Source organism: Massilia sp. Soil_C_3 (assembly GCF_057657035.1).
The window spans coordinates 68,590-88,002 of record NZ_JBDGJG010000013.1 but is presented as its reverse complement, the minus strand read 5'-3'; the positions used below and the strand labels follow the sequence as shown (position 1 = coordinate 88,002).

Below are 19,413 nucleotides of genomic sequence, written 5' to 3'. Positions count from 1 at the left end.
ATCCAGACCGCATGTCTACGAGCCCTTGCCGCCGATCAGAACGTCATCGGCACCCGCAGCGTGAGGGTGACGTCCGGGGTGTCGCGGGTCACGCCGGCGCCCACCGCGATGTTCAGCGTGCGCTTCGGGCTCAGGCGGTAGGAGTAGCCCAGCAGCAGGGTGCCGAGCTGGGTGCGCACCGAGCCGGCTACCGGCTGGCCGTTCTGCTTCATGCGCGCGATGGTGCTGTGGTCGTAGCCCAGGCTGAGCGAGGCCTTGTCATTGAGCGCCAGGCCCATGCCGAAGTTAAAGCCGAGCACATAGCCCGGTTCCAGCTCGCCCAGCGGCTCGCGCACGCCGTTGCGCACCAGGCGCGTCACGTCCTCGCGCTTGAAGTTGTGCACATAGCTCAGGTTGCCGAAGAAGACGGCCGGGTCGGATGGATACAGCCAGGTGAGGGTGCCTTGCAGCGAATGGAAGCCGGAGCCGGTCGGCAGGTCCAGCGGCAGGCCGGTGCCGGTCACGTTCTCGCCGATGCAGCGCTGGTCGCAATCGGTCACGACCTCGAACGGGTCGCGCCCGGTGCGGCTCTTGTAGCGCAGGCCGGCGATGTAGTAGCCCTGGTCCGGGCCGCCGTTATTGAGCTGGTAGCGGCCGGCGACTTCGATGTCGCCCAGGCCCTTGCCGGAGGTGTCGAACACGCGCTCGACCGCGGTGCCGGTGAACAGCTCGCGGCTGACGGTGGCGTCCGAGCGGTAGACATAGGGCACCTTGACCTCGACTTCCATCCGGTTGTTGATGCCGGTGCGGCCGGTGATCGCCGTGGTGAAGGTGTTGCGCTTGATTTCGCGCACGTCGACCAGGCCGATCAGGATCGCCGGAATCACGGTGTAGCCGACCAGGGCCACACGGTTGCTCGACGAGTAGCCGTACTGCACCGACGGCTCGAGCACATAGGTGCCGCGCTGGGTCAGCACGCCCGGCTGGTCGCCGATCGGCGCGACTTCGGGCGGGCGGTTCGGTTCCTGATTGTTCTGCGCCGTCTGCGGCTGTTGTCCCTGCTGCTGGGCCGGCCTCTGGGTCTGCGCCTGCGCCGGACCGGGGGCCGGCAGGGTGGGCTGGTTGGGGCGCGGCTGCGGCGGCAGCGGGGCCGCCACGCCGCTTTCGGCCGGCGGCAGCACCGGCGACTGGGCCACCGGCGCCTGCATCGACATGCCGGTGCCGCGCTGCTGCGACAGCAGCACGCCGTCGGCCAGCGCCGTCGGGATGGCGAACGGCGCGCCCGACAGCGGAGTGGTTTCTTCCACGATGCGCTCGCGCGCCGCCAGCGCCGGGGCGGTGGCCATGCCCGGGGCGCCCTGGGCCTGCATGCTTTGCAATTGTTCGCGCTGCGCCTGGAGTTCGAGCATCAGACGGTTCACCATCGCCCGCTGTTCGGCCAGTTCGTCCTTGAGTTGGGACAGTTCGGTCTGTCGGTCCTGCTTGCCGGCTTCGGAGGCAGGTTGTTGAGCGAGCACGGGCGGCGCCAGGAGGGCGGCCGCCAGGCCGGCGGCGCCAAGCCGCGCGACGTGTGAATACATCCAGGTCTCCAATTATTAACAATATTGCAATGCTACAGTGTTCCCGGGGAACGTACTACCGCGTCACGAATCGTGCTCTGGAAATTCATGTCTTTTAGCAGGGACATGCTGTTCACGGTCGATGTGATGGTCGTGGCAGTGCGGATGTCTTGCCCATTGAGTGTGTTTTGCAGCAAGGTGGCGCCGTTGGGCAGGTTGAGGTCGGCCGCAGCAAAGTTGTTGCCGCCGATCTGGATCAGCTGGGCCGCGCCCAGGGCATTCTGGGCCAGGCGCGCCTGGTCGCCGGTCATCGCGGCCAGGTCGGGAATGGCGATATTGGTGCGCGCCAGGATTTCGCCGTTGACCGACACCACGCGTTCGATGCCGAGCGACAGCGACAGGCCGCCCGCGATCTCGAAGCCGCCGCGCATGGTGTCGAGTTCCGCAGCATTGACGGGCGCGCCGAAGCCGCCCGGGCCGGCGGCTTGCACAAGCGGCATCGCAGCGCCCGCGGCGCACAGGGCGGCCAGCAGGGCGATGCGGTGAAAGGTAAAGGTGGGCCAGCGCATATCACATCCTTGTCAAAAATCGCCCGGGCCGAACTTCGGCAGCGAGGCGCTTAGTTGGTCCTGGTGCATGCCGGTGCCCAACGGGGCACGCGGCGCGCCGCGCCAGTCGCCCGGATTGTTGAAGGCGATGCCGTCCTTGTGGCTGTGGATCACGAACAGGATCTTGTTGCGCCAGATTTCCTGGAAGCGCTCCATGCTCACGACACGGTTGCCGGTGGACGGGTCGCCAATCAGGATGCGGCCATCCTCGAAGCCCTTGACGACGACGAAGTGGTTGAAGCCGCGGTCGGTGATCAGCACGATGGCCGGCAGCTTTTCGGCGATCAGTTTTTCGATCGGCAGCTTGAAGCCGTCGGCGCGAAAGCCGCGCGCGGCCAGGAAGCGCTGCATGTCGAGCAGCGAAAAGCCTTCCTTGTGAATCTTGGTCTTGTCCCCTTTTTCGTACATCTCCTGGAACACGTCCTGCTCCGGCGTCGGGGTGCCATAGTGGTGCGACAGCAGGGTCGACAAGGCGGCGGCGCCGCAACTGTAGTCGTACTGCTGGCGCGTGGTGCGCTGGAATTTGATGTCCTTGAGGCTGGTGACGGGCACGTTGACGCGCCCGACCACCGCCAGTTCGAGTGCTGGCGCCGGAGCCGGCGCCAGCAGGGTGCCGCACAGGGCGGCGAGGAAGATCCCGTGCTTCATTCTCTTCCTATTGCAGTTGCAGGTTGATGACGGTCGCGTTCTGGATCAGGACGTTCGCGCCGGAGTTCTGGATCACGACAGGCAAGCCCGAGGAATTCGCGAACGAGCCGTTGTCGATGACGTTAAAGCCCGTGGTCACATTGGTGGCCGTGTTGTTGCCGACCGTGCCGCCGAGCGTCGCCTCGGTGGTCACGATATCGGCGCCGCCACGCAGGCCGCCCAGTTCCTCGGCGCCGGTCGTCTTGCCCCAGCCCTTGGTGAAGTCGTCTTCCCGGCTCGGTGCGACATCCACCTTCGACAGGAAGCCCACCACTACCGGCAGCTTCGCCGGTTCCGAAACCTGTGCCGCCACCGGCAGCGCCATGCAGGCCGCCAGCAGGAGAGAGCCGATCTGGGTAATCCGTTTCATGATGCCTCGCTCGAAAAGCCGCCACGCGGGGAGCCACGTGGCGGGGGACGCGGGCGGCCGGTGGTGCCGGTCGCCCGCGCGGTTGCTGCTAGAGACCTCGTGATTACTGGCCGCTTGGGGTCGTGCCGCCGACGTTCATGTTCGACTGAACGTTGACGCTTTGCTGGATCAGCGACGAGAAGCCGTTGTTCTGGCTGATGATCGAGATACCGGCTGCCGACTGGGCGATGTTGCTCATCGAGTTCGACATGTCGAACGAACCCGCGGTCACGTTGTTGGTGCCGCCGTTGCCGCCGGTGCCAGCGCCGCCGAAGCCGCCGGTGCCTGCGCCGGCAACCATTTCGCCGGTCGAGCCGCCAGCGCCGCCGGTGCTCGAGCCGCCCGCGCCGCCTGCGCCGCCGGCGCCCGAGGTCGCGTCGCCCGAGGTGGCCGAGCCGCCGGTGGCCGAGCCGCCGGTCGACGAGCCGCCCGCGCCGCCGGTGCCGGTCGATGCGGTCGCTTCAGCGCCCGAACCGCCCATGCCGCCGCTGCCTGCCGTGCCGCCCTGGCCCGCGCCGCCTGCGCCGCCGGTGCCGGTGGCGCCGTTACCGCCTGCGCCTGCCGTGCCAGCCGCGCCCGAACCGCCCGTGCCTGCGGTGCCGGTGGCGCCGGCGCCGCCGGTGCCTGCCAGTGCCGCGCCCGAACCTGCGGTGCCGCCGGTGGCCGCGCCGCCTGCTGCGCCGGCGCCCGAAGTGTTGGTGCCGGCCGCGCCCGAGCCGCCTGCGCCGCCTGCCGCGCCTGCGCCGCCGGTGCCGGCCATCGAGTCACCCGCGGTGCCCGAGCTGGCGCCGCTGGTTGGGCTGCCTGCGGTCGAGGTGCCGCCGGTGTTGCCGGCTGCGCCGCTGGCGCCGCCTGCGGTTTCCGAGCCTGGCATGCCGCCGGCGCCCGAGGAAGCCGTCGCGTCGCCGATCGACGCACCGCCGCCGCTGGCGCCGTTCGATGCGGTCAGGGTCGAGCCCGACGATGCGCCGCCGGTGCCGCCTGCTCCGCCCAGGCCGCCTGCAGCGCCCGCGCCGCCGTTGGATTCACCTGCGCCGCCCGCGCCGCCGGCGCCGGTGCCGATGGCGCCGTTCGCGCCGCCGTTGCCGCCAGCCAGCGAGCCGGTCGAGCCGCCTGCGCCGCCGGTGGCTGCGCCGCCAGCCGCGCCGTTGCCGCCGTTGGCCGCGCCGCCCGAGGCGCCTGCGCCGCCGGTGCCCACGCCGCCAGCCGCGCCGTTGCCGCCGGCAGCATAGCCGCCGGTCGCGCCAGCTGCGCCCGCGCCGCCGACCGAGTCAGCCGCGCCGCTCGCGCCGCCTGCGCCGCCAGCTGCGTTGCCGACGGTCGAAGCGCCGGTCGATGCGGTGCCGGCAGCAGCGTAGCCGCCTGCGCCGCCAGCCGCGCCCGCCGCGCCCGAAGCCGAGCCGCCGGCAGCGCCGGTGGCCGAGGTCGAGCCGCCGTAGCCGGTGCCGCCGGTCGAGCCGGTGCCGGCCGCGCCGTTGGCGCCGCCGGTGTTCGCAGCGGTGTTGCCGATGTTGCTGATGTTATTGCCCGACACGGTGCCGGTCAGCGAGCTGACGGCGTTGGCCGACGAGGTGTTGAACGAGTTGGCGACCGACGAGTTGGCGCTGCCACCGTTGTTGGCGGCCGCGGCGCCGGCGGCTGCCGCGCGCGCGTCACCCGAGCTGTTGTTCTGGCCCGAGCTGTCCTGGCTGCTGTCGTTGGTGGTGGTCGACGTGATCGTGTCGTTGCTGTCGATCGTCGTGGTGTTGGTGCGGGTGTCAGACTGGGTGTTCGTGTTGGTGTTGGTCGCGGTACGGTTGTCCGAACGGTCCACCTGGTTGTTGTTGTTGGTCGTGCTGTTGTCGTTCTGCTGGCTGTTGTTGTTTTGCTGGCTATTGTTGTTGGCCTGGCTGTTGTTGGTGTTGGTCGTCGTGTTGGTGCTGGTCGACTGGTTGTTGCTGTCCGAGGTGTTGGTGCTGCTGTTGTTGGCCTGGCTGTTGTCGGTGTTGGTGTTCGTATTCGTGTTCGTGTTGGTCGCCTGGTTGTTGCTGTTGGCCTGGCTGTTGTTGGTGCTGGTCGAGGTATTCGTGTTCGTTGCCTGGTTGTTGCTGTTCGAGCTGTCGGTGTTGGTCGACGAGTTGGTCGAGGTGTTGCCGCTGTTGCGGGTATCAGTGACAGTGCTGTTATCGGTGTTCGTGCTCACCGACGAAGTCTGGGTGTTGCCGCCGCGGACGTCGTTGACGGAATTTTCTTGTGCGTGAGCCATGCTGAATGCCAGGGCGATCGCGGTTGCCAGGATAGTGCGCTTCATTGTTGCTCCCCTAATTGTCACTGAGTTGAATTCCCGGGGTCCCATGACGCCCGGTCCAACCGTCTATTAGCAGTTCCCATGCCAGATGAATGCGCTTTTTTCAAGTCCTTGATTCTGTAGGACTATTTTGATGAGTTCCGGTGGGATTAAGGAGGAAAATGAAGCGGAACAATAGCTAAAGAACAAAGTGTCTCAGGCCCGTGACAAGGTGAACAAAAAGTCCATGAAACTGTATCAAAATGTCACCGAAGGTGGGCTGTGCAGAGTGAACGGCGTTCCGCAACGCGCTGCTGTGTGGCAAGCGCGCTGGTGGAAAAAGCCTGTCAAATCAAGGGAAGACGCCGTAGGAAGAGGCCGACGGCAGGGAAGGGCGGGGACTTACGGAGAAATCGCGTGCTTGGCCATCAGGCGATACAGCGTCATGCGCGAGACACCCAGGTCACGCGCGGCTTGGCTTATGTTGTTGCCGCTGCGCGCCAGGCTTTCGCCGATGGCGACACGCTCAGCCGAGAGGCGCGAGTTGCCGAGGCCTTCCTTCACCGGGCAGATCGGTCCGGCGCTGGGCAGGTCCAGGTCTTCCGGCATGATCAGCCGCTGTTCGGCCAGCACCATGGCGCGCCGCACCCGGTTGATGAGTTCGCGCACATTGCCCGGCCACTCATAGCGCGCCATCGCCAGCAGCGCTTCGCGGCTCACGCCCTTGAGCTGCGGGCTGCGTTCGGCCGCATACTTGTTAAAGATGAGGTCGGTCAGCAGCGGCAAGTCTTCCTTGCGTTCGCGCAGCGGCGGCACCCGGATCGGGAACACGCTGAGGCGGTAGTACAAGTCTTCGCGGAAGCGACCCTCGGCCACGGCCTGCGGCAGGTTGACGTGGGTGGCGGTGATCACGCGTGCATCGACCGCGATGGTGCGCGTGCCGCCGACACGGTAAATGACGCGCTCCTGCAAAAAGCGCAGCAGGCTGGCCTGCAGGTCGAGCGGCAGGTCGCCGATCTCGTCCAGAAAGATGCTGCCGCCGGACGCCGCCTCGAGCAGACCCTGCTTGTCGCGGGTGGCGCCGGTGAAAGCGCCGCGCTCGTGGCCGAACAGTTCGGAATGGATCAGGGCCGGCGCCACCGCCGCGCAATTGATGGCGATGAAGGGACCGCTGGCGCGCTGCGAGCGCAGGTGGACTTCCTGGGCCGCGAGTTCCTTGCCGCTGCCGCTTTCGCCCGAGATCAGCACTGGCGCATCGATCGCGGCGATCTTGTCGATGTGGGCGCGCAGGCGCACGATGGCGCGCGAGGCGCCGTCGATGTGGCTGGCCCGCTCCGACGCCTGGCGCCTGTGCGGCGGGGTGGTCTTGGCCAGCGTCGCCATGCCGTGGGCGTGGCCGAGCGAATGCCGCAGCCGCAGCGCGTCGACCGGACGCGTATGGAAATCGACCAGGTGGGCGGCGATCAGCTCGCGCAGCGCCGGCTGGTCGAGGCGCGGCGCATCGAAGACGCCGATCCAGCGCGTGTGGTGGTGCTGGCGCACGAAGCGTTCGATCTCGGCGTCGCCGGCGCCGTCGCTGCGGTCGAGCAGCAGGCCAACGCCGTAGTGCTGCTGCGACAAGACCTTGCGCGCCGCGGCGATGTTCTCGACCACGCACACATCCCAGCCGGGTAGTTCGCCGTGGCAGGCGCGCGCGTGCGCGCTGCCTTCACCCGAAATGCATAAGAGACGTTTTACAGACACCGTTGCCCTCGTTATCACTGGAGCTTCGCCAGCTTCGTTGTTGTGAGTTCGGGCGCGGCGCGCCTTACGCATCCATGCGGCAACTAATCCCTCGCTGCGGATTGCTGACGCGAAAAGTATTGTTCCATTAAACCTTAAATGCCATCCCCATGGCGCACAAACATTAATAGAAGCTTAATGACATGTGCAATGGTGAATGTATTGTTTACTTTTTTGCATAGCAGGGTCGGAAATATTGTTGGTGACCTGCTATCGATCTTACCGGCCCCATCTGTGGCCGGGAAGGGCTCTCCCGACAATCTGTCGCTGCTGAGCGACTTGTTAGCGCTGCAAGCGTTGTGCCTGTCCAACAAGGGCACTTAATTTATGCCATGGCGCAGCAAATGGCCCCGGTCGGGCCGGTGCGGCGACCCGATCGCCAATGAGGCGGTCCACTGTCGGCCTGCTTGTATAAGGCGCTGTCATCGTTAGATATGGATGAGCATTGAACTGCTGAGCTGACCCGCGGTCCAATTTCGGTCGCCATCGATCGGGAGCGCACGATGAATGCGCCGAAGTTTGAGAAGCTGTTCGCCCAGCTAGCGTTGCTGAACCAGCCGCAGCGTCAGCAGGTACTCGCCGCCCTGCATCCGGCCGCCGGGCTCGATCGGGTGGTCGCCCTCATTGGCGAGATACGGTCAAAGGGGCGGTGCTGCCCGGATTGCGGCTGCGAGCGTTGCCACCGCCATGGCCAGGCCAACGACCTGCAACGCTTTCGCTGTTGCGCATGCGGCCGCACCTTCAACGACCTGACCGGCACGCCGCTGGCGCGGCTCAGGCACAAGGGCAAGTGGCTCGATTATCTCGACGCGGTGCTCGATTCGCGCACGGTCCGCTCTGCGGCCAAGCGGCTCGGCGTGCACTCCAACACCACGTTTCGCTGGCGCCATCGCTTTCTCGACCGGGTCAAGGACGACCGGCCCGAGCGCCTGGTCGGCGTCGTCGAGGCCGACGAGATGTTCCTGCTCGAATCGCAGAAGGGTTCACGCAAGCTCGATCGCAAGCCCCGCAAGCGCGGCGGCAGGGCCGCCCTGCGTGGGATTTCGCATCACCTCGACTGCATTCTGGTGGCGCGCGACCGCAGCGGGCAAACCATCGACGCCGTGACCGGTCGCGGCGCCCTGAAGGTGGCCCAACTGGTCAGGCACCTGCTGCCGAAACTCGATCCGCAGGCGCTGCTGGTCACCGATGCCAACGCCGCCTATCCGGCCTTCGCCCGTGCCCATGGCATTGCGCACCAGGCCGTCAATCTCAGCGCCGGCGAACGCGTCCGCAATGGCGTCGAAGGCGCCATCCATGTGCAGAACGTGAACGCCTATCACCGGCGCTTCAAGGAATGGCTGGCGCGTTTCCATGGTGTGGCGTCGCGCTGGCTCCCCAACTACCTGGGCTGGCATTGGGCGCTCGATGGCGGGAGGGTTACATCCGTCGAGCAATTGCTGCGTATGGCAGTCGGGGTCATCAACAGGTAACGAGGACAGCGCCTTGTATAATGCGGCAACACCCAACCGTTTCGCACATATGACCAATACCACTCACTTCGGCTACAAGACTGTCGCCGAGGACCAGAAGGTCCAGGAAGTCGCCAAGGTTTTCCACTCGGTCGCCTCGAAGTACGACGTCATGAACGACTTGATGTCGGCCGGCCTGCACCGCGCCTGGAAGATGTTCACGATCGCCCAGGCCGGCGTGCGTCCCGGCTTCAAGGTGCTCGACATCGCCGGCGGCACCGGCGACCTGGCCAAGGCGTTCGCGAAGCAGGCGGGCAAGACCGGCGAGGTCTGGCTCACCGACATCAACGAGTCGATGCTGCGCGTCGGGCGCGATCGTCTATTGAATAAAGGGCTTGTCACCCCAACCATGTTGTGTAACGCCGAAAAATTGCCGTTCCCGGACAATTATTTCGACCGGGTCAGCGTCGCCTTCGGGCTGCGCAATATGACGCATAAAGACCAGGCCCTGGCCGAGATGCGCCGGGTGCTCAAGCCGGGCGGCAAGCTGCTGGTGCTGGAATTCTCGAAAGTGATCGCGCCGCTGCAGAAACCGTACGACGTGTATTCGTTCTCGGTGCTACCGTGGTTGGGCCAGAAGATCGCCGGCGATGCCGAGAGCTATCGCTACCTGGCCGAATCGATCCGCATGCATCCCGACCAGGACACCCTGAAGGGGATGATGCAAGACGCAGGACTGGAGCGGGTCCAGTATTTCAACCTGACGGCGGGTGTGGCCGCATTGCACACCGGTATCAAACTGTAGTTTCATTCTAAGGACGGAGACGATGAAAAAATTCCTGGTCACGACGATGTTGGCAGTCACCGCGTTCGCGATGGTGGCGGACGCCTTCGCCCGACCAATGGGCGGCAAGCGCTCGATCGGACGGCAATCGCAGTCCGTACAGCAGCAGGGCCCGGCCCCGGCGCCAGCCCAGAACATGCAGCGCCAGACGCCTAATTCGGCGGCGCCGGCTGCCGCCGGCGCAGGCGCCGCGGGTGCGGCTGCCGCCGCCAAAAAACCTAGCATGATGCGCAATATCCTTGGCGGCGCACTGCTGGGCCTGGGCCTGGGCGCGCTGCTGTCGCACCTGGGCATCGGCGGCGCACTGGCCAGCATCATCTCGACCATCCTGATGGTCGCGCTGGTCGGCCTGGTGATCATGTTCATCGTGCGCATGGTGCGCCGCAAGGACACCCCGGCCAATCCGGTCGCGGCGACCGCGGGCGGTTTCGGTGGCTTCCAGCCGCCCGCCGCCGGTTCGAGCGCCACGCCCGAGATCGGTTCCGGCCTGCGCAATCAGCCTGCCGCTTTCCAGGGCAATGTAGGCCTGGATAAGGGCAGCGCAGCCGGCTTTGGTGGCGCTGCCGCCGCGACCACTTACCAGCAATGGGGCGTGCCGGGCGACTTCGACAGCGAAAGCTTCCTGCGCCATGCGAAATCGTCCTTCATCCGCATGCAGGCGGCCTGGGATCGCGGTGACACCGACGACCTGCGCGAATTCACCGCGCCCGAAGTGTTCGCCGAACTGAAGATGCAGATCCAGGAACGCGGCGGCGTGGCCGACTACACCGACGTCGTCAACATCGACGCCCAGCTGCTGGGCATCGAGAAGACCGCGACCGACTACCTGGCGAGCGTGCAGTTCAACGCCATGATCCGTAGCGCCAAGGACGCGCTGCCGGAACCGTTCGTCGAAGTCTGGAATATGTCGAAGCCGCTGTCGGGCTCGGGCGGTTGGGTGCTGGCCGGTATCCAGCAGACGAACTAAGCGTTTAGTTTTGGCGGAATTATTTTTCGATAAACATTCCGTGTCACCGGGTTTGCGCCCGGCAAACTGGTAAGATCAAAACCGCCCGCATCAACCCGGGCGGTTTTGTTTTTTGAGGGTCGTCCTTTCCATGTTTCCTAGTCTTTCCTCACTGTCGCCTCAGCACGCTCTCACGCTGCCCGCGGTCGCCGCGATCAACCACTTGCTGGCCCAGGAAGCCTGGGCCAGGGCCTTGCTCATGCGCCATGCCGGCAAGGACGCCTGCATCGACGCCGGCCTGGCCCGCCTGCACATGCTGGTCGGGCGCGATGGCCTGCTCGAAGCCGGCAAGACGGAAGGCGCAGCCAGCGTCACGATCCGCGTCAAACCGGCCGACCTGCCGCTGATCGCCCAGGATCGCACGCGCGCGCTGTCGTACGTGAAGATCGAGGGCGACGCCGAGTTCGCCAATGTGATCTCGCAGCTGGCCAACGGCCTGCGCTGGGATGCCGAGCACGACCTCGAGCGGGTAGTGGGGCCGCTGGGCGCCCATCGCCTGGTCAAGACCGCGCGCCGCACCGCCGGCGGCGCGACCGAGGCGACGCGGCGCCTGGCCGAGAACCTGGCCGAGTTCCTGGCCGAGGAAAGGCCGGTGCTGGTGCGGCCGGTGCAGCGCGAAGCGTTCGCCGCCGACGTGGTGCGCCTGCGCGACGACGTCGAGCGCACGGCCAAGCGCATCGCGCGGCTCGAGCAAAAGCTGGCCCAGCTGGACGCCGCCACATCCTCCATCATTCCTACCCGCGCAGACCACCACCCGGATCGTCGATGATATTGAAATTCCTGCGCCTGCTGCGCATCCTCACCGTCTTCACCAAGTACGGCCTGGACGAGATCGCCGTCACCAGCATCAATGCCCCGCGCACCGCGCGCCTGATGAACACCTTCTTCTTCTGGCGCACGATCACCTCGCCGCGCGCGATACGCCTGCGCCAGGCGCTGGAAGAACTAGGACCGATCTTCGTGAAGTTCGGCCAGGTGCTGTCGACCCGGCGCGACCTGGTGCCGCCCGATATCGCCGACGAGCTGGCGCTGCTGCAAGACCGCGTGCCGCCCTTCGGTTCCGACCTGGCGGTGGCCCAGATCACGCGCTCGCTGGGCGCCCATCCCGACCAATTGTTTGCCCGCTTCGACCGCGAGCCGGTGGCCTCGGCCTCGATCGCCCAGGTCCACTTCGCCCAGCTGAAGGATGGCAAGGAGGTCGCGGTCAAGGTGCTGCGTCCCGGCATGAAGAAGCTGATCGACGAAGACATGGCCCTGATGCGCCTGGCGGCCAGCCTGATCGAGCGCGTGTGGGCCGAGGCACGGCGCCTGAAGCCGCGCGAGGTCGTGGCCGAGTTCGACAAATACCTGCACGACGAGCTGGACCTGATGCGCGAGGCCGCCAATGCCAGCCAGCTGCGCCGCAACTTCGCCGGTTCCGACTTGCTGATGGTGCCCGAGATGTACTGGGACTACTGCTCGAGCAGCGTGATCGTGATGGAGCGCATGTATGGCATCCCGATCTCGCAGATCGACCGCCTGGCCGCCGCCGGCGTCGATCTCAAGAAGCTGTCGAGCGACGGCGTGGAGATTTTCTTCACCCAGGTGTTCCGTGACGGCTTCTTCCACGCCGATATGCACCCGGGGAACATCCTGGTGTCGACCGCGCCGGAGACCCTGGGCCGCTATATCGCGCTGGACTTCGGCATCGTCGGCACCCTGAACGATTTCGACAAGGATTACCTGTCGCAGAACTTCCTGGCTTTCTTCCGCCGCGACTACAAGCGCGTGGCCGAGGCCCATATCGAATCGGGCTGGGCGCCTTCGACCACCCGCGTGGACGAGCTGGAGGCCGCGGTGCGCGCCTGCTGCGAACCGATCTTCGACCGCCCGCTGAAAGACATCTCGTTCGGCCAGGTGCTGCTGCGCCTGTTCCAGACCTCGCGCCGCTTCAACGTCGAGGTGCAGCCGCAGCTCGTGCTGCTGCAAAAGACCCTGCTCAATATCGAAGGGCTGGGCCGCCAGCTCGATCCCGACCTGGACCTGTGGAAGACCGCCAGGCCGCACCTCGAGCGCTGGATGACGGAACAGGTCGGCTGGAAAGGCCTGACCGAGCGCCTGCGCGCCGAAGCGCCGCGCTACGCCCAGATCTTCCCGCAGTTGCCGCGCCTGGTATTCCAGGTGCTCGAGCGCGAATCGAAAGGGCAGATGACGCACCCGCATGGCGGCAGTAGCGACATGCTGGCCATGTTGCTGCTCGAACAGCGCCGCACCAATCGCATGCTGGCCTTCCTGACCTGCATGGCGGCGGGGTTCGGGGTGGGGCTGGTGGCGCTGTATTTGCTGTGATTGGACGCGTGGAAGGCAGAGCCGTCCACGCCGTCCACGCGTTCAACCAACGTTCGCGGAACCTCAGCCCAAAAAGAAAAAAGCCCGCATAAGCGGGCTTGGCAAGCTAGTGTTCTTGTACGGACCGCACTGATGCAGGCATCGCGCAGTCTTCTGTTTCTTCTCAACGGTGAGTGACAGAAATTTCCTGCCACCAACATTCGGTGAAGCAGGCCGTATTAAAACATCTGCGCCACCCTTGAGCAAACGAAACACCTGTTGACGATGGTGAAAAACAACATCCTTTCGTGCGCGCTTGCCCATTCGCCGTGTCTGTGCCAGCCGGGGCAGGTCGCAACCGGTTAATCCCCGTGTAAAAGCTATATAATTCAGGGTTTTGAAGATTTTTGCGGAGCACACAGCATGCCGATTTACGCCTACCGCTGCGAAGAATGCGGTTTTACCAAAGATGTACTGCAAAAGATTTCGGATCCGGTCCTGACCGTCTGCCCGTCCTGTGCCAAGCCGTCCTTCAAGAAACAAGTGACCGCTGCCGGCTTCCAGCTCAAGGGCAGCGGCTGGTACGTGACCGATTTCCGTGGCGGCACGCCACCGGCCACCGGCACGGCCAGCAATGCCAATGGTGCGGCCCCAGCCACGCCGGCGGCGTCGACCGAGGCCAGTACTCCGGCAGCGGCCCCAGCGGCCCCTGCCACGCCGGGCACGTCCGGCGGCGACAAGGGCGGCACCTGATCCGGGCGCGGCTTTGACGCCGCACGCCAACAAGAATAACGGGAATCCGATGCGCAAATATTTCATCACCGGCCTGCTGGTCCTGGTCCCCCTGGTCATCACGGCCTGGGTGCTGAACCTGATCATCAGCACGCTGGACCAGTCGCTGCTGTTCGTGCCCGACGCCTGGCAACCACGCAGCATGTTCGGCATGGACGTGCCGGGTTTCGGCGCGGTGCTGACCCTGGCGATCGTGTTCCTGACCGGCCTCTTGACCAACAACCTGGTCGGTAAGTACATCGTGCGCCTGGGCGAACGCCTGCTCAAGCGGGTGCCCGTGGTCAGCTCGCTGTACGGCAGCGTCAAGCAGGTGTCGGACACGCTGTTCTCGCCGTCGGGCAATGCCTTCCGCCAGGCGGTGCTGGTGCCGTATCCGCATGCCGATTCGTACACCATCGCTTTCCTTACCGGCGCGCCGGGAGGCGAAGTGGCGGCGCACCTGGGCGGCGACTACGTCAGCGTCTACGTACCGACCACCCCGAACCCGACCTCCGGCTTTTTCCTGATGATGGAACGCAGTCGCGTGAAAGAGCTGGACATGACGGTCGATGCGGCATTGAAGTACATCGTCTCGATGGGCGTGGTCGCGCCGGTCGACACAACGACCGGCGCGCCGGCCACGGCGATCAAGTAATACCGAATCAACGAATAGTGGCCGCCTTCGATGGCGGCGCGAGCAATCAACCAACCTGGAACGAAAACTATGTCCACCATGCGTACCAACTACTGCGGCCTCGTGACCGAGGAACTGCTGGGCCAAACCGTCAGCCTGTGCGGCTGGGTGCACCGCCGCCGTGACCACGGCGGTGTGATCTTCATCGACCTGCGCGACCGCGAAGGCCTGGTGCAGGTGGTCTGCCATCCGGACAATGCCGCCGTCTTCAAGGCCGCCGAACACGTGCGCAACGAGTACTGCCTGCGCATCGTCGGCACCGTGACCAACCGCCTCGAAGGCACGGTCAACAACAACCTGAAGTCGGGCAAGATCGAAATCAACGCCAGCGAAGTCGAAGTGCTCAACGCCTCGGTGCCGGTGCCGTTCCAGCTGGACGACGACAACCTGTCGGAAACCACCCGCCTGACCCACCGCGTGCTCGACCTGCGCCGCGGCCAGATGCAGCACAACCTGAAGCTGCGTTATAAAGTCTCGATGGAAGTGCGCAAGTACCTGGACAACCTGGGCTTCATCGACATCGAAACCCCGATGCTGACCAAGTCGACCCCGGAAGGCGCGCGCGACTACCTGGTGCCGTCGCGCGTCAACGCCGGCAACTTCTTCGCGCTGCCGCAGTCGCCGCAGCTTTTCAAGCAGCTCTTGATGGTCGCCAACTTCGACCGCTACTACCAGATCACCAAGTGCTTCCGCGACGAAGACCTGCGCGCCGACCGCCAGCCTGAATTCACCCAGATCGACTGCGAGACCTCGTTCCTGACCGAACAGGAGATCCGCGACCTGTTCGAAGAGATGATGCGCGTCGTGTTCCGCAACACCACCGGCATCGAGCTGCCGAACCCGTTCCCGGTGATGGACTTCGCCACCGCCATGGGCACCTATGGTTCGGACAAGCCGGACATGCGCGTCAAGCTGCAGTTCACCGAACTGACCGAACTGATGAAGTCGGTCGAGTTCAAGGTGTTCAACAGCGCGGCAAACATGCCGAACGGCCGCGTGGTCGGCATGCGCGTGCCGCAGGGCGGGTCGATGCCGCGTTCGGAGATCGACGCCTACACCCAGTTCGTCGCGATCTACGGCGCCAAGGGCCTGGCCTACATCAAGGTCAACGAGAAGGCGAAAGGCCGTGACGGCCTGCAGTCGCCGATCGTCAAGAACCTGTCGGACGAAGTCCTGGCCCAGATCCTGGAACTGACGGGCGCGCAAGACGGCGACCTGATCTTCTTCGGCGCCGACAAGGCCAAGGTCGTCAACGACGCCATCGGCGCGCTGCGCGTCAAGATCGGCCACTCGGAATTCGGCAAGAAGGCCGGCCTGTTCGACGACGTCTGGGCGCCGCTGTGGGTGATCGACTTCCCGATGTTCGAATACGACGAAGACGGCGACCGCTGGACCGCGACCCATCACCCGTTCACCGCACCGAAGGACGGCCATGAAGACATGCTCGAGACCAACCCTGGCGCCTGCATCGCCAAGGCCTACGACATGGTCCTGAACGGCTGGGAACTGGGCGGCGGTTCGATCCGTATCCACCGCGAAGAAGTCCAGAGCAAGGTGTTCCGCGCGCTGAAGATCGATGCCGAAGAAGCGCAGCTGAAGTTCGGCTTCCTGCTCGACGCGCTGCAGTACGGCGCGCCGCCGCATGGTGGCCTGGCCTTCGGCCTGGATCGCCTGATCACGCTGATGACCGGCTCCGAATCGATCCGCGACGTGATCGCCTTCCCGAAAACCCAGCGCGCGCAGTGCCTGCTGACCAACGCGCCGTCGGAAGTCGACGAGAAGCAGCTCAAGGAACTGCATATTCGTCTGCGTAACGAGCCTAAAGTCGCCTAACAGCGCGTAGGGTGGACGGCTGCGCCGTCCACGCGTCCAAGTGACGCGTGGATGGCCGCCCGCGCCATCCCAAGCCATGAAACCCTACAAGATCCCGGAATCGGTCCTGGTCGTGATCCACACTTCCGATATGGAAGTGCTGGTGCTCGAGCGCGCCGACCGGCCGGGCTTCTGGCAATCGGTCACCGGCTCGCTCGACGCGCCCGACGAACCTTTGGCGACCACCGCTGCGCGTGAACTGTTCGAAGAGACCGGCATCGTGGCCGATGGCGAACGCATCCGCCTGCGCGACTGGCAGCTCTCGAACGTCTACGAAATCTATCCCGTCTGGCGTCACCGCTACGCCTCCGGCGTGACCCACAATACCGAGCACGTGTTCTCGGTCTGCGTGCCGCGCGACATCCCCATCCTCCTCAGCCCGCGCGAACACCTGCGCCATGCCTGGCTGCCGCATCTGGAAGCGGCGGACCGCTGCTTCTCGTCGTCCAACGCCGAAGCCATCCTGCAACTTCCCCGCAAAATCGATTAAAAATTGCGAACAGCAAACAAAATTGCCTTAAAGCAGTTTATTTTCCGAAAATCAGCATTGAAATGTGGCATGCCTACGCAATAAAATGACGTTTTTTAACAAAAGTACGTAGGTACTTTTTCCAAAAAATGGTCTGTGCGTCGCCGCGCATATGAGGTCGATCAAACGCAATCTCCCCTATGAAAATACATTTGATTACAGTTGATTTGTTCTTTTCATAACAGGAGGAAATTTTGCAGTATTGCATTTGCACAAAAGGATCAACGTTTGACAGCTGTATTTGCGTCGACTAAGGTCAACGGTTCACCCATGGTGAATTTTTGATGTGCAACTTTTAAGTGGATGATTCTGGGAGATAAAATGGATAACCTCGAACTGAATAGCGACAAGAAAGTTAAGGCAATTACCCTAGGGGACGACTGCATCTATATCGACCTCTTCGACGGCCTGCGCCTGAGCGGTCCGCTGGCGCCGCGCCAGGAAAAGCCGGGCGTGCAAGAACGTCGTCCGCGCCGCATGATCGTGTCGGGGCATGAAGCTGTGTACGACACGGCGCTGGCGCTTGCCTGAATATCAGATTGTCAGATTCAGTAAGAGCGCGACGGCATCTGGCCGACCGCCGCGCTCCGCGCTCCAGCCCCACGCGGTGAAGCGCACGATTGGGCCCGTTTCACGAGAACGGCGGTCCGATCCGGGTAGAATGTTCCCATGAAAATCCGTGTAGCCACCTACAACATTCATAAGGGCGTTTCGTCCCTCCGCAGCACGCCACGCGTGATCGCGCTCAAGAAAGCCATCGCCGAATTCGACGCCAACGTCGTCTTCCTGCAAGAGGTGCAAGGGCGGCACGACCGCTTCCAGGCGCGCTTCGGCAATCAAGACCGCGGCCATCGTCACTGGCCCGAGACGGCCCAGTACGATTACTTCGCTCCGGACGCCCACCACACCGCCTATGGGATGAATGCGGTCTATGACCACGGCCACCACGGCAATGCGCTGCTGAGCTGCTGGCCGATCGAGAATTCGCACAACCACGACGTCTCCGACCATGCCTACGAGCAGCGCGGCATCCTGCACTGCATCCTGGGCGCGCCCGAATGCCGCGTGCACTGCTATGTGGTCCACCTGGGCCTGTTCGAGGGCAGCCGTGGCCGCCAGACCGCCTCGCTGATCGAGGCTGTCAATGCTTCTGCGAAACCTGACGAGCCGGTGATCATCGCCGGCGACTTCAACGACTGGCGCAACACCCTCAGCGACAAGCTGCGCAACGCCCTGGGCGTCAAGGAAGTATTCGACGAACTGGGGCCGCGCTCGCCGATGGGCGATATGGTGCGCAGCTGGGCCGGCCGCCAGCCGCGCCTGGCGCCGGCCCGCACCTTCCCGGCCATGCTGCCGTGGTTCAGGCTCGATCGCATCTATGTGCGCGGCTTCAAGGTCAATAACGCCAAGGTGATGCATGGTCCCTTGTGGGCCAAGCTGTCCGATCACGCGCCGATCGTGGCCGAGCTCGAACTTACACAAGGGCCATGCGCAGTCTGACCTTTGTCGACAACAATGACATCGCGCTGCTGCAGAGCGGCATTGCTTTCTTCCCGGCGCTGATCGAAGCGCTCGACGCCGCCCAGCACGAGGTCTTGTTCGAGACATATATCTTCGCTGAGGACGAGACCGGCGCCGCCGTGCGCGACGCCCTGGCGCGCGCCGCGCGACGCGGTGTGAAGGTGAGGGTGCTGGTCGACTGGTTCGGCACCGGCCACCGCTGCTGCGGCCGGCTTGGCCCCACGCTCCTGGAAGCCGGCGCCCAGTACCGCGTCTTCAATCCCTGGTGCCGGCGCGGCATCGCCCGTTCGCACCGCAAGATCGCCGTGATCGACCGCGAAGTCGCTTTCGTGGGCGGCATCAACGTCAACGACGACTGGCTGTGCGACCACGCCGACGGCCATCGCCTGCCGGCGCCGCGCTGGGATTTCTCGGTGCGCGTGCGCGGGCCGCTGGTGGCCCAGATCCATCACGAGGCGCAAGTCCAGTGGGCCCGCAGCGGCCGCCTGCGGCTGCGCAAGCGCCTCCAGTTGTTCCGCGAGATGCGCAATCAACCCATTCCCTCTTGCGAAAGCCCGGCCCGGGCCGCATTTGTGGTGCGTGACAACCTGAGAAACCGGACCACGATCCAGAAAGCCTACCTGCAAGCGCTGGGGCATGCGCGCCACAGCGTGCTGCTGGCGACGCCATACTTCGCGCCGGGCCGCAAGTTCCGCAAGGCGCTGGCGCATGCCGCGCGGCGCGGCGTGCAGGTGACGCTCCTGATCGGGGTGGGAGAGTTCAAGATCCAGGATGCGGTCGCGCATTCCTTCTATCCCAAGCTGCTGGCCGACGGCGTGCGGGTGGTCGAATACCGCAAGACCCAGCTGCATGCCAAGGTGGCGGTGGTCGACGACGACTGGGCCACGGTCGGTTCCAGCAACTGCGATGGCCTGTCGCTGTTCCTGAACCAGGAGGCCAATGTGGTGGTGAGCGATCCGGTGTTCGCCGCCACCATGCGCGCTCACATCGAGCGCGGCATTGCTGATGGCAAGGAGGTCTGCCCGCAGGAATTCGCCCACACCGGCTGGCTGCGCCGCGCCACCTATGGCTTGGCGTATATGGCCTACAAGCTGGTGATGCGGGTGGTTACGTTCGGCTATACCTAGG

General features: G+C 64.8%; 18 protein-coding genes. 12 read left to right on the top strand and 6 right to left on the bottom strand.

Annotated elements, in window-relative coordinates; translation table 11 throughout:
• Positions 1 to 35 precede the first annotated feature (35 nt).
• The 6 genes from AC3A6F_RS23445 to AC3A6F_RS23420 form a co-directional block, all read right to left on the bottom strand.
• Positions 36 to 1,559, bottom strand: a complete 1,524-nt coding sequence (locus AC3A6F_RS23445; RefSeq protein WP_487685738.1) for a hypothetical protein — start codon at positions 1,557 to 1,559, stop codon at positions 36 to 38.
• A gap of 32 nt (positions 1,560 to 1,591) precedes the next feature.
• Positions 1,592 to 2,107, bottom strand: a complete 516-nt coding sequence (locus AC3A6F_RS23440; RefSeq protein WP_487685735.1) for a hypothetical protein — start codon at positions 2,105 to 2,107, stop codon at positions 1,592 to 1,594.
• A 12-nt stretch (positions 2,108 to 2,119) separates the two neighbouring features.
• Positions 2,120 to 2,794 carry a C39 family peptidase gene (locus tag AC3A6F_RS23435; protein WP_487685732.1) on the bottom strand — a complete coding sequence of 225 codons (675 nt, stop codon included), beginning with the start codon at positions 2,792 to 2,794 and terminating at the stop codon, positions 2,120 to 2,122.
• 7 nt (positions 2,795 to 2,801) lie between these two features.
• Positions 2,802 to 3,203: a hypothetical protein gene (locus tag AC3A6F_RS23430; protein ID WP_123070777.1), complete on the bottom strand. Its 402-nt coding sequence runs from the start codon at positions 3,201 to 3,203 to the stop codon at positions 2,802 to 2,804.
• A 103-nt stretch (positions 3,204 to 3,306) separates the two neighbouring features.
• Entirely contained in the window at positions 3,307 to 5,532 is a 2,226-nt protein-coding gene (locus AC3A6F_RS23425; protein ID WP_487685729.1) for a hypothetical protein, read from the bottom strand.
• A gap of 378 nt (positions 5,533 to 5,910) precedes the next feature.
• Positions 5,911 to 7,251, bottom strand: a complete 1,341-nt coding sequence (locus AC3A6F_RS23420) for a sigma-54 dependent transcriptional regulator (RefSeq protein WP_487685726.1) — start codon at positions 7,249 to 7,251, stop codon at positions 5,911 to 5,913.
• Between the two features lie 542 nt (positions 7,252 to 7,793).
• Here AC3A6F_RS23420 and AC3A6F_RS23415 point away from each other — a divergent pair.
• The 12 genes from AC3A6F_RS23415 (at position 7,794) to clsB (ending at position 19,412) form a co-directional block, all read left to right on the top strand.
• A complete protein-coding gene (locus AC3A6F_RS23415) occupies positions 7,794 to 8,762 on the top strand; it encodes an IS1595 family transposase (protein WP_487685723.1) in 969 nt (322 codons plus the stop codon).
• A gap of 49 nt (positions 8,763 to 8,811) precedes the next feature.
• Entirely contained in the window at positions 8,812 to 9,546 is a 735-nt protein-coding gene (gene ubiE, locus AC3A6F_RS23410) for a bifunctional demethylmenaquinone methyltransferase/2-methoxy-6-polyprenyl-1,4-benzoquinol methylase UbiE (protein WP_320475198.1), read from the top strand.
• 22 nt (positions 9,547 to 9,568) lie between these two features.
• Positions 9,569 to 10,552: a Tim44 domain-containing protein gene (locus tag AC3A6F_RS23405; RefSeq protein WP_487685719.1), complete on the top strand. Its 984-nt coding sequence runs from the start codon at positions 9,569 to 9,571 to the stop codon at positions 10,550 to 10,552.
• 130 nt (positions 10,553 to 10,682) lie between these two features.
• The gene (locus tag AC3A6F_RS23400) at positions 10,683 to 11,360 is read left to right on the top strand and encodes a ubiquinone biosynthesis accessory factor UbiJ (RefSeq protein WP_487685716.1); all 678 of its coding nucleotides are present in this window, start codon (positions 10,683 to 10,685) and stop codon (positions 11,358 to 11,360) included.
• Positions 11,357 to 12,919, top strand: coding sequence for a ubiquinone biosynthesis regulatory protein kinase UbiB (gene ubiB / locus AC3A6F_RS23395; RefSeq protein WP_487685713.1), 1,563 nt, complete (start codon positions 11,357 to 11,359; stop codon positions 12,917 to 12,919). The genes AC3A6F_RS23400 and ubiB overlap by 4 nt, the downstream gene beginning before the upstream one ends.
• A 402-nt stretch (positions 12,920 to 13,321) precedes the next feature.
• Positions 13,322 to 13,651, top strand: coding sequence for an FmdB family zinc ribbon protein (locus AC3A6F_RS23390; protein ID WP_487685711.1), 330 nt, complete (start codon positions 13,322 to 13,324; stop codon positions 13,649 to 13,651).
• Positions 13,652 to 13,700: 49 nt separating this feature from the next.
• Positions 13,701 to 14,324, top strand: a complete 624-nt coding sequence (locus AC3A6F_RS23385) for a DUF502 domain-containing protein (RefSeq protein WP_487685708.1) — start codon at positions 13,701 to 13,703, stop codon at positions 14,322 to 14,324.
• 69 nt (positions 14,325 to 14,393) lie between these two features.
• The gene (aspS, locus tag AC3A6F_RS23380; protein ID WP_123069693.1) at positions 14,394 to 16,196 is read left to right on the top strand and encodes an aspartate--tRNA ligase; all 1,803 of its coding nucleotides are present in this window, start codon (positions 14,394 to 14,396) and stop codon (positions 16,194 to 16,196) included.
• 76 nt (positions 16,197 to 16,272) lie between these two features.
• Positions 16,273 to 16,725, top strand: coding sequence for a dihydroneopterin triphosphate diphosphatase (gene nudB / locus AC3A6F_RS23375; protein ID WP_487685705.1), 453 nt, complete (start codon positions 16,273 to 16,275; stop codon positions 16,723 to 16,725).
• Between the two features lie 360 nt (positions 16,726 to 17,085).
• Positions 17,086 to 17,295 carry a hypothetical protein gene (locus AC3A6F_RS23370; protein ID WP_487685702.1) on the top strand — a complete coding sequence of 70 codons (210 nt, stop codon included), beginning with the start codon at positions 17,086 to 17,088 and terminating at the stop codon, positions 17,293 to 17,295.
• 138 nt (positions 17,296 to 17,433) lie between these two features.
• Positions 17,434 to 18,264 carry an endonuclease/exonuclease/phosphatase family protein gene (locus AC3A6F_RS23365; RefSeq protein ID WP_487685699.1) on the top strand — a complete coding sequence of 277 codons (831 nt, stop codon included), beginning with the start codon at positions 17,434 to 17,436 and terminating at the stop codon, positions 18,262 to 18,264.
• A complete protein-coding gene (gene clsB, locus AC3A6F_RS23360; protein ID WP_487685696.1) occupies positions 18,252 to 19,412 on the top strand; it encodes a cardiolipin synthase ClsB in 1,161 nt (386 codons plus the stop codon). The genes AC3A6F_RS23365 and clsB overlap by 13 nt, the downstream gene beginning before the upstream one ends.
• Position 19,413: the final 1 nt, after the last annotated feature.

Coding starts and splice junctions, on each gene's coding strand:
- AC3A6F_RS23445 (WP_487685738.1), bottom strand. CDS start 1,559: ATGTATTCACACGTCGCGCGGCTTGGCGCCGCCGGCCTGGCGGCCGCC.
- AC3A6F_RS23440 (WP_487685735.1), bottom strand. CDS start 2,107: ATGCGCTGGCCCACCTTTACCTTTCACCGCATCGCCCTGCTGGCCGCC.
- AC3A6F_RS23435 (WP_487685732.1), bottom strand. CDS start 2,794: ATGAAGCACGGGATCTTCCTCGCCGCCCTGTGCGGCACCCTGCTGGCG.
- AC3A6F_RS23430 (WP_123070777.1), bottom strand. CDS start 3,203: ATGAAACGGATTACCCAGATCGGCTCTCTCCTGCTGGCGGCCTGCATG.
- AC3A6F_RS23425 (WP_487685729.1), bottom strand. CDS start 5,532: ATGAAGCGCACTATCCTGGCAACCGCGATCGCCCTGGCATTCAGCATG.
- AC3A6F_RS23415 (WP_487685723.1), top strand. CDS start 7,794: ATGAATGCGCCGAAGTTTGAGAAGCTGTTCGCCCAGCTAGCGTTGCTG.
- ubiE (WP_320475198.1), top strand. CDS start 8,812: ATGACCAATACCACTCACTTCGGCTACAAGACTGTCGCCGAGGACCAG.
- AC3A6F_RS23405 (WP_487685719.1), top strand. CDS start 9,569: ATGAAAAAATTCCTGGTCACGACGATGTTGGCAGTCACCGCGTTCGCG.
- AC3A6F_RS23400 (WP_487685716.1), top strand. CDS start 10,683: ATGTTTCCTAGTCTTTCCTCACTGTCGCCTCAGCACGCTCTCACGCTG.
- ubiB (WP_487685713.1), top strand. CDS start 11,357: ATGATATTGAAATTCCTGCGCCTGCTGCGCATCCTCACCGTCTTCACC.
- AC3A6F_RS23390 (WP_487685711.1), top strand. CDS start 13,322: ATGCCGATTTACGCCTACCGCTGCGAAGAATGCGGTTTTACCAAAGAT.
- AC3A6F_RS23385 (WP_487685708.1), top strand. CDS start 13,701: ATGCGCAAATATTTCATCACCGGCCTGCTGGTCCTGGTCCCCCTGGTC.
- aspS (WP_123069693.1), top strand. CDS start 14,394: ATGTCCACCATGCGTACCAACTACTGCGGCCTCGTGACCGAGGAACTG.
- nudB (WP_487685705.1), top strand. CDS start 16,273: ATGAAACCCTACAAGATCCCGGAATCGGTCCTGGTCGTGATCCACACT.
- AC3A6F_RS23370 (WP_487685702.1), top strand. CDS start 17,086: ATGGATAACCTCGAACTGAATAGCGACAAGAAAGTTAAGGCAATTACC.
- AC3A6F_RS23365 (WP_487685699.1), top strand. CDS start 17,434: ATGAAAATCCGTGTAGCCACCTACAACATTCATAAGGGCGTTTCGTCC.
- clsB (WP_487685696.1), top strand. CDS start 18,252: ATGCGCAGTCTGACCTTTGTCGACAACAATGACATCGCGCTGCTGCAG.